The 14,186-nt window shown below is 70.2% G+C and carries 14 protein-coding genes; 1 reads left to right on the forward strand and 13 read right to left on the reverse strand.

The window, feature by feature from the left end:
* Nucleotides 1–62: 62 nt before the first annotated feature.
* The 7 genes from EV148_RS10580 to EV148_RS10610 all read right to left on the reverse strand — a co-directional run bounded on the left by EV148_RS10580 (nt 63) and on the right by EV148_RS10610 (nt 7,811).
* A complete protein-coding gene (locus tag EV148_RS10580) occupies nt 63–812 on the reverse strand; it encodes an S-methyl-5'-thioinosine phosphorylase (RefSeq protein WP_131997750.1) in 750 nt (249 codons plus the stop codon).
* On the reverse strand, nt 809–1,351 hold the full coding sequence (locus EV148_RS10585) for a hypoxanthine-guanine phosphoribosyltransferase (RefSeq protein ID WP_131997753.1): 543 nt from the start codon (nt 1,349–1,351) through the stop codon (nt 809–811). The genes EV148_RS10580 and EV148_RS10585 overlap by 4 nt, the downstream gene beginning before the upstream one ends.
* The gene (gene nagZ / locus EV148_RS10590) at nt 1,348–2,367 is read right to left on the reverse strand and encodes a beta-N-acetylhexosaminidase (RefSeq protein WP_131997756.1); all 1,020 of its coding nucleotides are present in this window, start codon (nt 2,365–2,367) and stop codon (nt 1,348–1,350) included. Before nagZ ends, EV148_RS10585 begins: the two co-directional genes overlap by 4 nt.
* 13 nt (nt 2,368–2,380) lie before the next feature.
* Nucleotides 2,381–2,884, reverse strand: coding sequence for a CYTH domain-containing protein (locus EV148_RS10595; protein ID WP_131997759.1), 504 nt, complete (start codon nt 2,882–2,884; stop codon nt 2,381–2,383).
* Nucleotides 2,885–3,006: 122 nt separating this feature from the next.
* Nucleotides 3,007–4,308: a 23S rRNA (uracil(1939)-C(5))-methyltransferase RlmD gene (gene rlmD, locus EV148_RS10600; RefSeq protein ID WP_131997762.1), complete on the reverse strand. Its 1,302-nt coding sequence runs from the start codon at nt 4,306–4,308 to the stop codon at nt 3,007–3,009.
* 61 nt (nt 4,309–4,369) lie between these two features.
* Nucleotides 4,370–4,972: a YdbL family probable chaperone protein gene (locus tag EV148_RS10605; RefSeq protein WP_131997765.1), complete on the reverse strand. Its 603-nt coding sequence runs from the start codon at nt 4,970–4,972 to the stop codon at nt 4,370–4,372.
* A gap of 31 nt (nt 4,973–5,003) precedes the next feature.
* Entirely contained in the window at nt 5,004–7,811 is a 2,808-nt protein-coding gene (locus EV148_RS10610; RefSeq protein WP_158287428.1) for an intermembrane phospholipid transport YdbH family protein, read from the reverse strand.
* A 43-nt stretch (nt 7,812–7,854) separates the two neighbouring features.
* Between EV148_RS10610 and EV148_RS18500 the strand changes: the two genes are divergently transcribed.
* On the forward strand, nt 7,855–8,607 hold the full coding sequence (locus EV148_RS18500) for a response regulator (RefSeq protein ID WP_158287429.1): 753 nt from the start codon (nt 7,855–7,857) through the stop codon (nt 8,605–8,607).
* On the opposite strand, the gene recO is transcribed toward EV148_RS18500, so the two are convergent.
* The 6 genes from recO to lepA form a co-directional block, all read right to left on the reverse strand.
* Nucleotides 8,599–9,321, reverse strand: a complete 723-nt coding sequence (gene recO / locus EV148_RS10620; RefSeq protein WP_131997774.1) for a DNA repair protein RecO — start codon at nt 9,319–9,321, stop codon at nt 8,599–8,601. The two genes, EV148_RS18500 and recO, sit on opposite strands and share 9 nt — an antisense overlap.
* A 17-nt stretch (nt 9,322–9,338) precedes the next feature.
* Nucleotides 9,339–10,241: a GTPase Era gene (gene era / locus EV148_RS10625; RefSeq protein WP_131997777.1), complete on the reverse strand. Its 903-nt coding sequence runs from the start codon at nt 10,239–10,241 to the stop codon at nt 9,339–9,341.
* Nucleotides 10,238–10,906, reverse strand: coding sequence for a ribonuclease III (gene rnc, locus EV148_RS10630; RefSeq protein ID WP_241988055.1), 669 nt, complete (start codon nt 10,904–10,906; stop codon nt 10,238–10,240). Before rnc ends, era begins: the two co-directional genes overlap by 4 nt.
* Complete coding sequence (locus EV148_RS10635) at nt 10,899–11,288, reverse strand: DUF4845 domain-containing protein (RefSeq protein ID WP_241988056.1); 390 nt, start codon at nt 11,286–11,288, stop codon at nt 10,899–10,901. Before EV148_RS10635 ends, rnc begins: the two co-directional genes overlap by 8 nt.
* Nucleotides 11,289–11,338: 50 nt before the next feature.
* Nucleotides 11,339–12,172, reverse strand: coding sequence for a signal peptidase I (lepB, locus tag EV148_RS10640; protein WP_131997780.1), 834 nt, complete (start codon nt 12,170–12,172; stop codon nt 11,339–11,341).
* Nucleotides 12,173–12,269: 97 nt separating this feature from the next.
* On the reverse strand, nt 12,270–14,060 hold the full coding sequence (gene lepA / locus EV148_RS10645) for a translation elongation factor 4 (protein WP_131997783.1): 1,791 nt from the start codon (nt 14,058–14,060) through the stop codon (nt 12,270–12,272).
* Nucleotides 14,061–14,186: the final 126 nt, after the last annotated feature.

The following is a 14,186-nucleotide window of genomic DNA, read 5'->3' on the forward strand; positions in this document are numbered from 1 at the left end:
CGAATCAAGCTGCAGTGCGCAAGGCCCGAACGGCCCGGGTGGAACAGCCTGCTCGCTTCGCTTCAGGCGCCGAGCAACGCGATGACGATGCGCGGCACCATTGCCGTGGCGGCTTCGAGGTTGGCGAAGATTTCGGGCAGGCTGATCTCGGCCTCGTCGCCGCAGCCGGCGGCCCAGTTCGCGACGAGGGCGATGCACGCGTAGTCGAGTTCGAGTTCGCGTGCGAGCGCGGCTTCGGGCATGCCGGTCATGCCGACGAGGTCGCAGCCGTCGCGGCGCATGCGCGCGATTTCCGCGCGCGTCTCCAGGCGCGGGCCCTGCGTCGCGCCGTAGCAACCGCCGTCGACGACCGCGACGCCCGCGCGCGCGGCCGCGGCGAGCAGGTCGCGCCGCAGGGCGGCCGTGTACGGTTCGCTGAAATCGATGTGCCTGACCTCGGCGCCGGCGACGTCGCAGAAGCTCGTCAGGCGCTCGCTCGTGTAGTCGATGATCTGGTCGGGCAGCGCGACCACGCGCGGTCCCATGTCGGCGCGGATGCCACCGACCGCGTTGACGCCGATCACGCGGCGGGCGCCGAGATGGTGCAGCGCCCAGACATTGGCGCGGTAGTTCACCCGATGCGGCGGGATCGTGTGCGACTCGCCGTGGCGCGCGAGGAAGGCGACGCGCCTGTCGCCGAGGCGGCCGACGACGATGCTGTCGGACGGATGCCCGTAGGGCGTGTCGATCGCGTGGCGTTCGGCCGCTTCGAGGCCGGGGAAGCGGTACAGGCCCGTGCCGCCGATGAGGGCGAGGTCGATGTGCCTGTTCATGCGTCCACCGCGTAGATCGCCGCGAGGTTGCGGCCCTGTTCGTGATAGTCCATGCCGTAGCCGAACACGTAGCGGTCGGGCACCTCGACGCCGACGAAATCGGCGCGCAGGCCCGCACCGCGGCCGTGGCGCTTCTCGCAGAGCACGGCGAGCAGCACGCGCGCGGCGCCCTGTTCGACGCAGAAATCACGGATCGCCTTCAGCGTATGGCCCTCGTCGAGGATGTCGTCGACGAGCAGCACGGTCCTGTCCGCGAGCGAAATCGCCGGCTGCTTGATCCACATCAGCGCGCCGCCGCTGGTGGCGCCGCGATAGCGCGTCGCGTGCACGTAGTCGAAGGTGAGCGGCGCACGGATCGCGGTCGCGAGCTGGCCCGCGAAGGGCAGCGCGCCCTGCATGACGGTGAGGAACACCGCGGGGGCGCCGGCGAGTTCCGCGTCGATTCCGGCGCCGACGCGCGCAATCGCCGCGGCCAGCGTGGCACCGTCGTGGATGAGATCGGCGCGCGCGAGCGCGTCGGCGAGCTTGGCCGTGCTCATGTCGTGGTCCCTGCGCCGCCGTCGAGCTGGCCGAGGCGTGCGATGAAGGCGTCGCGCTGCGGATTGGCCACCAGCGCGTCCCAGGTCTGCGCCACCGCGCCCTGCAATGCGGCGACGCACTCGGGGTCGCACGGCGGCGCGTGCGCGCTCGCGGCGATCGACTCGTCGACGATCGCCGGGCTGCAGGCGAGCAGGAGGTCGCAACCGGCGAGCAGGTGCGCCTCGATGCGTGCGGCGATGCTGCCGACCTGCTCCGCCGCGGCCATGCCGATGTCGTCGCCGATCACGCAACCGCGAAAGCCCAGTTCGCCGCGCAGCACGTCCTCGATCCACACGCGCGAATAGCCCGCCGCGCGCGCATCGACCGCAGGATACGTCACGTGCGCCATCATCACCGCCTCGGCGCCGCTCGCGATCGCATCGGCGAACGGGACGAGGTCGGTCGCGAGCAGTTCCTCGAGCGGGCGCGGATCGACTGCTGCGTCGAAATGCGTGTCCTCGGCGACCGTGCCGTGGCCGGGGAAATGCTTGATCGTCGCGGCCATGCCCGCGAGCCGCATGCCGCGCAGGTAGGCCTGCGCGAGTTCGGAGGTGATCTGCGGATCGGCGTGGAACGCGCGCTCGCCGACCGCGCGGTTGCCGCGCGCGAGGTCGACCACGGGCGCGAAGCTGAGGTCGATGCCGATCGCACGCATCTCGCTCGCCATGACCCAGGCGTGTTCTTCGGCCGCGCGGATCGCCGATTGCGCGTCGCGCTCGTACACCTGGCCGATGCGCGCGAGCGCCGGCAGGCGCGTGAAACCGTCGCGGAAGCGCTGCACGGGGCCGCCTTCCTGGTCGACACAGACGAGGAACGGCTCGGGGCGCTCGGCGCGGATGTCGTCGATGAGGTCGACGACCTGGTCGCGGCTCTCGAAATTGCGCGAAAACAGGATCACGCCGCTGACCTGCGGAGCAGCGAGCTGGCGCCGGTCCGCGTCGGTGAGGGTCTTGCCGGGAAGTCCGATGATGAGCATGGCGTGGATCGTATCAGGCCGCGTCGCCGGCGTTGCGTTCGGCCTCGCTCCAGCGCGCATACGGGTGCGTCGCGAGGCGGAGGTTGTAGTAGCGCTCCAGGTGGCTCACCTCGCGTCCGAGCCAGGATGGCCGCGGGAACGGCGCGTCGACCGCGTCGAGCTCGATCTCGGCGACGACGAGCCCTGCGTTCGCGCCGCCGAATTCGTCGATTTCGAACAGGTGGCCCTCGACGTCGACGTGGTGGCGCACCTTCGTGACCACGTCGCCCGCCAGCGTCGCGAGCATGCGCCGCGCGTCTTCGACGGGGATCGCGTATTCGTATTCGTCGCGCTGCACGCCCGCCGTCGCCGACTTGATGTTGAGGAAAGCCTGCCCGCCCGCGACACGCACGCGCACCGAACAGCGCGCCGCCGGCGGCCCCGTGAGATAACCCTGCTCCATCGATTCGCTGTGCGCCACGCGCCCGCGCCAGGCGTCGCCGACGACGAGGAATTTCCGTTCGATTTCGGTAGCCATGTGTTCGAAGGTCGAGATTGAAACACGGAGCTCACGGAGAAGAGCACGACGAGAAGAACTCCTCCCGGGAAGGGGCCTCTTCCGCGTGCTCCATCTTCAAGCCTTGACGTCCGCCCGATCCGTCAACGCTCGAACAGGGCGATCGATTCGACGTGGGCGGTGTGCGGGAACATGTCCATGACGCCCGCCGCCACGAGGCGGAAGCCATGTCGGGTGACGAGCGTGCCGGCGTCGCGCGCGAGCGAGCCCGGGTGGCAGGATACGTAGACGACGCGGTCGGTGCCCTTGCGCGGCAGGTATTCGAGCACCGCGGCGGCGCCCGAGCGCGGCGGGTCGAGCAGCAGCTTGTCGTAGCGCGCCTGCGCCCACGCGGTGCCGCGCTGGTCGGCGGCGAGATCGGCCGCGTGGAACTCCGCACCGGCGATGCCGTTGCGCGTCGCATTCTCGCGCGAGCGCGCGACGAGCGCCGCCTCGCCCTCGACGCCGACGACCTCCCCGGCGAGGCGCGCGATCGGCAGGGTGAAGTTGCCGAGGCCGCAGAACAGGTCGAGCACGCGGTCGCTTGCGCGCAGGTCGAGCAGTTCGAGCGCGCGCGCGATCATGCGCTGGTTCATCCCTGCATTGACCTGGATGAAGTCGAGCGGGCGGAATGCGATGTCGATGCCGGATGCGGGGATGCGGAACGAAAGCGGCACCTGCTCCGGCCACAGCGGCACCACGCTGTCCGGCCCGCCCGGCTGCAGCAGGATGGCGAGGCCGTGGCGCTGCCCGAACGCGACCAGCGCGGCGCGGTCGCCGTCCGAGAGCGGACGCAGGTTGCGGAATGTCAGCGCGACCGTTTCGTCGCCGGCGGCGATTTCTATCTGCGCGATCTCCGCGCGCGCCTCGAGCGACCCGACGAGCGCGCCGAGATCGGCGAGCCGCTCGCCGACTTCGGGCAACAAGGTGTGGCAGCGCGCGAGGTCGGCGACGAAGCGCGGGTTGTCCTCGCGGAAGCCGACCAGCGCCTTGTCCTTCTTCGCGACCCACTTGACCGACAGGCGCCCCTTGCGGCGGTAGCCCCATGGCTCGCCGGTGAGCGGTTCGAGCCAGCGATCGGGCGCCACCTTGCCGATGCGCTCGAAGTTCTCCGCCAGGACGTGCTGCTTCGCGGCGATCTGCGCCTCCGGCGGCAGGTGCTGCAGGCTGCAGCCGCTGCAGTGGCCGAAATGCGCACAGCGCGGCTCGATGCGCTGCGGCGAGCGCACGAGGATTTCCTCCGCCTTCGACTCGTCGAAGTTGCGATGGCGCTGCACGCGGCCGAGGCGCACGCGCTCGCCCGGCAACGCGCCGGCGACGAACACGGTCTTGCCGTCGATGCGCGCGACACCGCGGCCGTCGTGCGAGAGATCGGTGATATCGACTTCGTGGTTGTGGTTCTGCATGGGATCCAAACGAAGCGCCCGCCGTCGAGGCGGGCGCGGGCAAATCGGCGGGCGGCGCCGGCTACTTCTGCTTCCAGGCGCCGGAAGAGTCCTGATAATACCAGCCGGGGCGCGCCTGCTGGATCCATTGCCGGGCGAACGTGTCGCGGATCTGCGCCTCCCACTCGGCGTGGCCGTTGGCGAGCGCGATCTCCCGGTAGACCGCCTGGCGATCGCGGTTCTCGTCCGCGATGGCCGCATTGAGCGCGGCACGTTCCGCGAGCGGCACGCTGGCGGCGTCACGCATCGCGACGAGGCCGTCGCGCGTGAAGCCGACCGCGCCGCTCGCGCAGTATTTCGCCAGCGCCGAGGCGAAACGCTGGCGCATGCGCGCCTGGATCGCCTGGATCTGCGGCGACTGGATCGTGATGTCCGCGCCCTGCGCATGGGCGCTCGGCACGACGAGGTCGAGCAGCATCGCGGCGGGCGACCGCCCCGGCGGCGGCTGGGTCGACGGTTCGGGCGCCGGCTGCGACTGTTCCGCCGCCGCGCCGATCACCTTGTCGACGAACTGCTCGGCGGCCTTCTGCGCGGCGGCCTCCGGGAAATAGACATTGATCGTGACGCAGGCGGCCGGCAGCGCGAGCGCGGCGGCGAGGACGGACCAGCGGAGGACATGGCGCATCGATGGATCTCCCGTGTGCGGACAACCGCGATCATTCGATGACCGGGCCGCTGCCGCGCGTCGCCTCGACGAGCCGCCGCACCAGCGTAGGCCAGTCGACGCGGCGGCGATGGCCGACGATCGTGATGCGTGGCAGGCCCGATCCTTCGACGATAGTGTAGCCGTCCGTCGATTCGCCGGCGCCGCCGGCGACGACCGCGACCGGGATCGGTTCGATGCCGCCCATCGCGCAGACGTCGTCGCGCAGGATGCAGCGGATGCCGAGCCGGCGATAGCCGAAGGTGTCGAACAGCTTCAGGGCCATCGTCTGCAGGTTCGCCGACAGCCCGCCACCGCCGCCGATCGCGGTGAGGTCGTTGACCGCCTTGTAGCTCATGCGCCCACCGCCGTCCGTGCGCAGCCATGCGTCGAACGCGACCGGGCTCCAGTCGACCAGGCGTACGCCGCCGATCGTGCCGGACAGGCGCCCGCTCATGCCGCCGAACGAGAACGCGCGCGTGACCTGCTCGAGGTCGAGGTTCTCGAAATGCGCATCGGCCGAAAGCGACGGCGCGACGCCGAACGGCCGCTCCAGGGCGAGGCCGCTCAAGCCGAGGTGGCCGTCGAATGCGTACAGGTCGAGACCGCCGCGGAATTCGATGCGCTCCCCGGCGAATTCGATCTCGGGGATGCCGCCGGAGAGCTTGCCGGGGAAGCGCGGCCATCCGAAGACGTCCGACAGCCGCGCCATGTCGATGCCGCCGAGCGCGAACGAGGCGGTGTAGCGGTTGCCGCGCGGCGAACGCGGCTGCGCGGTGAAGCGTTCGAGGCGCAACTGGCCGCCGAGCACGTCCACGGCGAGCGGCTGCGCGAGCGTGATCGTGCCGCCGCGTGACGCGAGTCCTGCGCGCGCAGGTCCGAACGGCAGCTCGAAGAGCTCGAGCGCGCGCCAGCCGAACGAGGTCGCCGGCCGGTCCCGCGCGACGTCCCAGTCGATCGTCCCGTCGAGGCCATCGAGCGTGAAGCGACCGGCGCCGTCGCGCACCGTGACGTCCTCGGCGGACGCAGCGAAGCGGCGAAGCCCGGCGCGGTCGAGTTCGACCTGGCCGCGCAGGCGCCCGGCGGCCGCGAGTTCGCCGTAGCCGTGCGTGGCGAGCCAGCTCCGTGCGTAACGTTGCAGCGCAGGACCGAGGCGTGCGTCGTCGAGTTCGAGCCTCAATGCCTGCAAGGGCGGCGTCGCGAGCGGTGCGAACTCGCCGCTCGCGACGAAGGCGAGCACGTCCGGGTCGTTCCATGTGAAGCGCTCGACCTGCCAGCGATCGGCGCGCATGACGAGGTCGGCGGCGACGGCGACGGGCTTGTCCGGCAGGCTCACGTAGAACGCGCCGGCGAGCGCTTCGCCGCCCTGCAGGCGCGCGTCGAGGCGGAAGCGCGGCTCGCCTGCATCGACGTCGACGCGCAATTCGCCGTCGGCACCGACGTGCGCGGCGGCGAGCGTGCCGTCGGCGTTCTCGTAACCGAGTCGTTCGGCGCGGAAGTGCGTGGCCGCGCGCATGCCGGCGTCGGCGAACGGCCGCAGCACGGTCCGTTCGAACACGAGCGTGCCGCCGGCGAGCGCGGTACGCAGCGCGCCCTGCAGCTCGAGCGAGCCGTCGCGCGCGCGCCAGCTCGAGTGCGCCGGCCCGAGCACGACGTCGCCGGCCTTCACCTTGCGCCAGGCGAGCGACGTCGGCGCGCCCTCGCCGCTCGCGCGCCAATCGAGGCTGCCGGCGATCGCATCGATCGCGAGTGCGCGCGCGGGATCGCGAACGTCGAGCGCGTCCGTCGACAAGGCGAGTCCGCGCAGGCGGCCAGCGTCGATGTCGACGCTGCCGCGCAGGCGGCCATCGAGGGCCAGCCCGCCGAGGCCGTGCGCAGCGAACAGCGTCGCGGCGTAGCGCTGCTTCACCGCCGGGAACACGAGCTCCGCCGACGACACGGACAGCGCGCGCAACGGTGCCGCCGCGGCCGGCTCGAATTCGCCGCGCGCTTCGAACGCGAGCACGTCCGGATCGCGCCAGGCGAAGCGTTCGACCGCCCAGGTTCCATCCTCGCCGACGCGCGCGTCGAGCGCGATGTCCACCGGCGTGGCGGGCAGCGCGACGCGCAGCGCGCCGACCTGCAGCGTGCCACCCCCAGCCTGCAACCCGGTCGTGATCCGCCGCGACTGCGCGGACGCGGACGTCGCGAACGAACCGTGCAACGCGAGGCCCTCGGCGGCGAAACTGCCGTCGAAGGTGCCGGCACGCACGCCGTCGGCCGCGAACGTGGCATCGATGTCGCCGTCGCCGTGCCAGCGGACCTGCGCGTCGATCGTGCCGGAACGGATGTCGCCGCCCCTCCAGGCCAGCGCGAGCGGCGCGCGCAGCCAGTCCGCCGGCACGCGTTGCAGGCGCGCGGTCGGCGCGAGGCCGTCGGCGAACGGCAGCTCGAGCGTGATGCTGCGCTCTCCCTGGTCGAGGCTCAGTGCCAGCTGCGCGCGCTCGCTGCGAACGCGCAGCGCCGCGCGTGCTACCCCGTGTTCCGAATGCAAGGCCACCGGGCCTTCGCAGGCCGACGCCCGTTCGTCGACGCGCCGCAGCGTGCACGACCACTCCAGGCGGCCGTCGAGCCCGAGCGTGGCGCTGTGCAGCTGCTCGATCGCGAGCGTGAGGGCGGCGCCGGCAGGTGCAGGAACCAGACGGAAGTGGATGCCACGCGCATCGACGTGCGCGTTCGACGCACGCGCAAGCTCGATCGACAGCTCGCGCCCGGTCGCCGTCGACGCGAACGCCACGGTGAGCAGTGGGACGACCAGCGACTGCGTTGACGGGCGGCGCATCGCCATCCATTCTGCCTCATCGCCACCAGCCTGCCAGTGTCCCGTGCCGCGCATCCTCGTCGCCGACGACAACCCGCTCAGCCTGCGTTTCCTCTCCGATGTACTCGCCGAAGCGGGTGCCGAGGTCCACGAAGCCGTCGACGGAATCGCCGCGGTGCGACTGGCGAGCGCGTCGGCCTTCGACCTGCTGCTGCTGGATGCGCGCATGCCGGGCCTCGACGGTGCGGCGGCGCTCGCGCACATCCGCGCCGGTGCAGGCCCGTCGCGCGATGCGGTCGCCCTCGCGACGACCGCGGACGATGCGCCGGCGACGGCTGCTGCGTTGCGTGAACACGGGTTTGCCGCGGTGCTGCCCAAGCCGCTGGCCGTCGATGCGCTGCGCGTTGCGGTGGCAAGCCATTTGCCGCCCGGCGCGCGCGCGATGCCGCCGGCGACGTCCGCGCGCGCCACGCGCGTCGAGGACTCGGCCGACGCCGACGCCCTCGACGACGAGCAGGCTCGGCGCGCCGCCGGCGGCGATGCGGCGATCGTCGCCGCGCTGCGCAGCCTGTTCGCGGCCGAACTCGACGCGCTGCCCGCCGAGATCGCCGCGATCGCCGCCCGCGCCGATCACGACGCGCTGCGCGAGCGCCTGCACCGGCTCGACGCGTCCGCCGGCTTCTGCGGCGTGCCGGCCCTGGTCGCCGCCTCGGCGCGCCTGCGCGATCGACTCGCCGCCGGTGCCGGCTGGCCTGCGTCGGCGGTCGCGGAATTCCTCGCCGTCGGCGAACGCGCGCGCCAGCGCCTGTCAGGCTGAGTCCGGCGCGCCCTGCGCTGCAGCGCGTGCCCAGGTCCATGCGTTGAGTTCGCCGCCGCCGAGATGGTGGCGGATCACGCCACGCATGAGGCGCCGCAGCTGCGCCTGCTGGGTTGCATCCGGCATCCGATCGGCGTCGTAGGCGAGCAGCGCCGCGCCCGCCACGTGCAAGCCGCGACCACCCTCGCCTGCCGCGTGCGCGCCCGCCTCCGGTTCGTACACGTAGTCGCAGTGCGGCAGTAGCGGCCGGCCTTCGGCATCGCGGTCAAGCACGAGGGCGTAACCGAGGTCGGCGAGCAGATCGCGCTCGAAGCGACGCAGCGTCCAGCCGGGAGGTTCGGGGCCGGCGAGCCGATCGAGGCATTGCGCGTACGCGGCGAACGCGAGCGGATGCGCGTCGTTGCGCGCGCACAGGCGCATCACGAGCTCGTTGACGTACATTGCCGAGAACAGCCTGTCCCCGGCCAGCGCGAACGGCGCGCTCGCGGCTTCGGCCGCGACGAGCGCGCCGAGTTCGCCGCGTGCGACCCAGTCGAGCAGCAGCGGCTGCAACGGCTGCAGCACGCCGCGCGGCAGGCGGCTGCGTTCGCGCCGCACGCCGCGCGCGACGAGGCCGACGCGGCCATGGTCGCGACTGAACACATCGAGCAGGAGCGATGTCTCGCGGTACGCCCGCGCGTGCAGGATGTATCCGGGTTGCTGGTCGACGCGCATCCGCGGGAGGGCGGCGGCTACTCGCTGTAGCCGAACTGCTTGAGCGCGGCGGCGTCGTCGCTCCACGATTCGCGCACGCGCACCCGGACCTCGAGGAACACCTTGCGGTCGAACACGCGTTCCATCGTACGCCGCGCAGCGCTGCCGATCTTCTTGAGCTGCGCGCCGCCGGCACCGATGACGATGCCCTTCTGGCCCTCGCGTTCCACCCAGATCACCGCGCCGATGCGCGTCAGCCCTGGCGTGTCCTCGAAATGCTCGATCTCGACCGCGGCGGCGTACGGCAGCTCGGCCGCCAGTTGCAGCATGAGCTGTTCGCGCACGAGTTCGGCGGCGAGGAACCGCTCGCTGCGGTCGGTGAATTCGTCGGGCGGGAACTCGGCCGGCCCCTCGGGCAGCAGCGCGACGATCTCGTCGAGCAAGGCCGGCACGCCGTCGCCGCGTCGCGCGGCGAGGAAATGCACGGCGGCATAGCCGCGCTCGCGCGTGACCTCGGCCGCGAACGGCAGCAGCGCCTTCTTGTCGGCGAGCTTGTCGACCTTGTTGACGACGAGCAGGCACGGCGCCGGTTGTTTCGACACGAGCTGCCAGACCGCCTCGTCCTCCTCGCGCCAGCGCACGCCGTCGATCACGTGCACGAGCAGGTCGGCCTCCTCGGGCACCTGCCGCGCGACGCGATTGAGCTGGCGGTTCAGCGCACGCTTTCCACCCTGATGCAGGCCGGGCGTGTCGATGAACACGATCTGCGCGTCGTCGCGCGTCTCCACGCCGAGGATGCGATGGCGCGTCGTCTGCGGCTTCGGCGTGACGATGCTCAGCTTGGTGCCGAGGATCGCGTTGAGCAGCGTCGACTTGCCGACGTTCGGGCGACCGACGAGGGCGACCCGGCCGAAGCGATGATGCCTGGTATCCGTATTCATCTTCCTTCCCTGGCCATGGCCGATTCGAGGGCTTGCTCCGCGGCGACCTGTTCGGCCGCGCGCCGGCTCGAGCCGCTGCCTGCGGTGCTGATCGACAATGCGTCGATCACGCAGCGCACTTCGAACACGCGCGCGTGGTCTTCGCCATGGGCCGCCACGAGTTCGTAGGTCGGCAGCGGCAGGCTGCGCCCCTGGAGAAATTCCTGCAGGCGGGTCTTCGCGTCCTTGGGCGTGTAGGCGCCCTCCGCCACGCGCGTCGCGAACAGGCGCCGCACGACGTCGCGGCAACGGCCCCATCCCGCGTCGACGTAAATGGCCGCGATCACCGCCTCGAGCGCGTCGGCAAGGATCGAATCGCGGCGGAAGCCCCCGCTCTTGAGTTCGCCGGCGCCGAGCCGGAGCCGGTCACCGAGCTCCTCGCCGCGCGCCATTTCGGCCAGCGCGGTGCCGTTGACGAGCGCCGCGCGCAGGCGCGTCATTTCGCCCTCGGTCGCGCGCGGGTGCAGTTCGAAAACCAGCTCGGCGACGAGCATGTTGAGCAGCGCGTCGCCGAGGAACTCGAGGCGCTCGTTGTTCTCGTGGCCGGCGCTGCGGTGCGTGAGTGCGCGCTCGAGCAGCGTCGCGTCGGCGAACGCGTGCCCCAGCAGGGAATGCCTGCTATTCACCGGCCCCGGTCATGCTCATCGACTTGTCGAACGTCACCAGCAGGTCGATGTTGTACATGAACGGAACGCGCCGTTCGTAATTGACCCGCAGCGTGGAAGCACCGCCCTCGCGCTTGAGCGTGATCGACTGCGGCGGCACGTTCCTTTCGTCGACGTACTGGGTGCTGAACTTGAAGGAGAGCTCGCGCCGGATCTCGTCCAGCGACTTGTTCGCCGCTCCCGCCTCCTTCCGCTCGAGTTCCATCGACTTCACCACGCCGTAGTACTCTGTGTAGGCGGGGATCAGGCGCATCGCGAGATAAGCGAAGAAGCCCGCGACGCAAAGCATGATCACGAACCCGATCAACGTGATGCCCCTGGCCTTTCGATGCTGCATGCTCATTTGCCATTCCCCTTGCGCGAACCGCGCCCAATCGTTTCCGGAAACCGACTCTACTTGATCAACGTGCCGATGCGGCTGAAATCGATGCCGCCGTCCCAGTTCATCCAGATCACGAACGCCTTGCCGACGAGGTTCGCCTCCGGGACGAAACCCCAGAAGCGGCTGTCGGCGCTGTTGTCGCGATTGTCACCCATCGCGAAATAGTGTCCAGCGGGCACGACCCAGGTTCCTTCCTTCGCGCCCCACGCCGTCGGCAGCTCGAGGATGCGGTGCTCGACGCCGTCCAGGTTCTCGCGCTTGACCTGCGCCCCGTCCATGCGGTGGCCCGGTTCGGCCGGACCGGTGTAGGCGCCGAGGTCGACTTCCTCGACCGGCTTGCCGTTCACCGACAACACCTTGTTGCGGTAGGTGATTTCATCCCCCGGCAGGCCGATGACGCGCTTGATGTAATCCTCCCTGGGGTTCTGCGGATAGCGGAACACGAACACATCGCCACGCTTGGGCTCGCCGACGTCCAGGATCTTCGTATTCAACACCGGCAGGCGCAAGCCGTATGCGAACTTGTTCACGAGGATGAAGTCGCCGACCAGCAGGGTCGGCATCATCGATCCGGACGGGATCTTGAACGGCTCGGCGACGAACGAGCGGAACAGCAGGATCGCCAGCAGGACCGGGAAGAACGAACGCGCATATTCGACCGGCACCGATTCCTGCATCGCGGTGCGCGCACGCGCCTCGCGCTCCTCCTCGGTGAGCGCGGTCATCGCCTTGATCGTGTCGGCACGCCGCGCGCGGCGCCGCGCGAGCAGCAGCCAGTCGAACAGCCAGACCACGCCGGTGACGCCGGTCAACACGACGAGCAGCAATGCGAAATCGAAATCCATCTTGGCTCCTTCGGAGCCGGAATTCGGGATTCGGGATTCGGGATTCGACAAGGCGCGCCTGCCGGATCTCGAATCCCGAATCTCCAATCCCGGCTTTCTATTTGTCCATCTGCAACACGGCGAGGAAGGCTTCCTGCGGAATCTCCACGCTGCCCACCTGCTTCATGCGCTTCTTGCCTTCCTTCTGCTTCTCCAGCAGCTTGCGCTTGCGCGTGACGTCGCCGCCGTAGCACTTCGCGAGCACGTTCTTGCGCAGCGCCTTCACCGTCGAGCGCGCGATGATCTGCGCGCCGATCGCGGCCTGGATCGCCACGTCGAACTGCTGGCGCGGGATCAGGTCCTTCATCTTCTCGACCAGCTCGCGGCCGCGGCGGTCGGCGCTCGACCGATGCAGGATCAGGCTCAGGGCATCGACGCGGTCGCCGTTGATGAGCACGTCCACGCGCACGAGCGGACCGGCCTGGAAGCGTTCGAAGTGGTACTCCATCGAGGCGTAGCCGCGCGACACCGACTTCAACTTGTCGAAGAAGTCGAGCACCACCTCGGCCAGCGGCAGCTCGTAGCTGATCTGCACCTGGCTCGCCATGTAATGGATCGAGCGCTGCACTCCGCGCTTTTCCTCGCACAGCTTGATCACGTTGCCGATGTGGTCGGGCGGCGTGAGGATGTTGGCGACGATGATCGGCTCGCGGATCTCCTCGACGTACTGCGCCGCCGGCAGCTTGGCCGGGTTGTCGAGCGACATCACGCTGCCGTCGGTCTTCAGCACCTCGTAGATCACGGTCGGCGCGGTCGTCACGAGGTCGAGGTCGTACTCGCGCTCGAGCCGCTCCTGGATGATCTCCATGTGCAGCAGGCCGAGGAAGCCGCAGCGGAAGCCGAAGCCCATCGCCTCGGAGTTCTCCGGTTCGAAGCGCAGCGCGGCGTCGTTGAGCTTGAGCTTCTCGAGTGCCTCGCGCAGTTTCGGGTAGTCGTCGGCGGCGGTCGGGAACAGGCCGGCGAACACGCGCGGCTGCATCTCGCGGAAGCCGGGCAGCGGCGTTTCGGCCGGCTTGCCGGCCTGCGTCAGGGTGTCGCCGACCGGCGCGCCGTGCACGTCCTTGATCGAGGCGGTGACCCAGCCGACCTCGCCCGCGCGCAGCGCGTCCTTGACCAGCCGCTTGGGCGTGAACACGCCGACCTGGTCGACCTCGTGGCTGCGCCCGGTCGACATCACGAGCAGCTTGTCGCCAGGGCGGATCTCGCCCTGCATCACGCGCACGAGCGAGACGACGCCGAGGTAGTTGTCGAACCACGAATCGATGATGAGCGCCTGCAGGCGGTCGGTGTCACGCGGCTTGGGCGCGGGGATGCGCGCGACGATCGCCTCGAGCACGTCGCCGACGTTGAGGCCGGTCTTCGCGCTGATCGCGATCGCTTCGGTCGCATCGATGCCGATGACGGCCTCGATCTCCTCCTTCACCTTGTCGATGTCGGCGGTCGGCAGGTCGATCTTGTTGAGCACAGGCACGACTTCGAGGCCCATTTCGACCGCGGTGTAGCAGTTGGCGACCGACTGCGCCTCGACGCCCTGCGCCGCGTCGACCACCAGCAACGCGCCCTCGCAGGCGGCGAGCGAACGGCTCACTTCGTAGCTGAAGTCGACGTGGCCCGGGGTGTCGATGAAATTGAGCTGGTAGGTCGTGCCGTCCTTCGCCTTGTACGGCAGCGAGACGGACTGCGCCTTGATCGTGATGCCGCGCTCGCGCTCGATCGGGTTGTTGTCGAGCACCTGCGCTTCCATCTCGCGCTCGCTCAGGCCTCCGCAGAGCTGGATGATGCGGTCGGCGAGCGTGGACTTGCCATGGTCGACGTGGGCGATGATCGAGAAATTGCGGATGTGTTGCATTCGGGTTGCGGCTGCGGGCGAGCGGTCGGCACAATCGCCGGATTATCGCAGAAACCGGCCCGCCGCGTCCGCAGGTCCCGGACGAACGAACGGGGCCGCGCGGCCCCGTCCGTCATTCCACCCTCG

This window comes from Dokdonella fugitiva (genome assembly GCF_004342425.1).
In the GTDB taxonomy this organism is placed as follows: domain Bacteria; phylum Pseudomonadota; class Gammaproteobacteria; order Xanthomonadales; family Rhodanobacteraceae; genus Dokdonella_A; species Dokdonella_A fugitiva.

What these genes read in the sequence shown, in the direction of transcription:
- EV148_RS10580 (WP_131997750.1), bottom strand. Translation starts at nt 812, where the DNA reads ATGAACAGGCACATCGACCTCGCCCTCATCGGCGGCACGGGCCTGTAC.
- EV148_RS10585 (WP_131997753.1), bottom strand. Translation starts at nt 1,351, where the DNA reads ATGAGCACGGCCAAGCTCGCCGACGCGCTCGCGCGCGCCGATCTCATC.
- nagZ (WP_131997756.1), bottom strand. Translation starts at nt 2,367, where the DNA reads ATGCTCATCATCGGACTTCCCGGCAAGACCCTCACCGACGCGGACCGG.
- EV148_RS10595 (WP_131997759.1), bottom strand. Translation starts at nt 2,884, where the DNA reads ATGGCTACCGAAATCGAACGGAAATTCCTCGTCGTCGGCGACGCCTGG.
- rlmD (WP_131997762.1), bottom strand. Translation starts at nt 4,308, where the DNA reads ATGCAGAACCACAACCACGAAGTCGATATCACCGATCTCTCGCACGAC.
- EV148_RS10605 (WP_131997765.1), bottom strand. Translation starts at nt 4,972, where the DNA reads ATGCGCCATGTCCTCCGCTGGTCCGTCCTCGCCGCCGCGCTCGCGCTG.
- EV148_RS10610 (WP_158287428.1), bottom strand. Translation starts at nt 7,811, where the DNA reads ATGCGCCGCCCGTCAACGCAGTCGCTGGTCGTCCCACTGCTCACCGTG.
- recO (WP_131997774.1), bottom strand. Translation starts at nt 9,321, where the DNA reads ATGCGCGTCGACCAGCAACCCGGATACATCCTGCACGCGCGGGCGTAC.
- era (WP_131997777.1), bottom strand. Translation starts at nt 10,241, where the DNA reads ATGAATACGGATACCAGGCATCATCGCTTCGGCCGGGTCGCCCTCGTC.
- EV148_RS10635 (WP_241988056.1), bottom strand. Translation starts at nt 11,288, where the DNA reads ATGAGCATGCAGCATCGAAAGGCCAGGGGCATCACGTTGATCGGGTTC.
- lepB (WP_131997780.1), bottom strand. Translation starts at nt 12,172, where the DNA reads ATGGATTTCGATTTCGCATTGCTGCTCGTCGTGTTGACCGGCGTCACC.
- lepA (WP_131997783.1), bottom strand. Translation starts at nt 14,060, where the DNA reads ATGCAACACATCCGCAATTTCTCGATCATCGCCCACGTCGACCATGGC.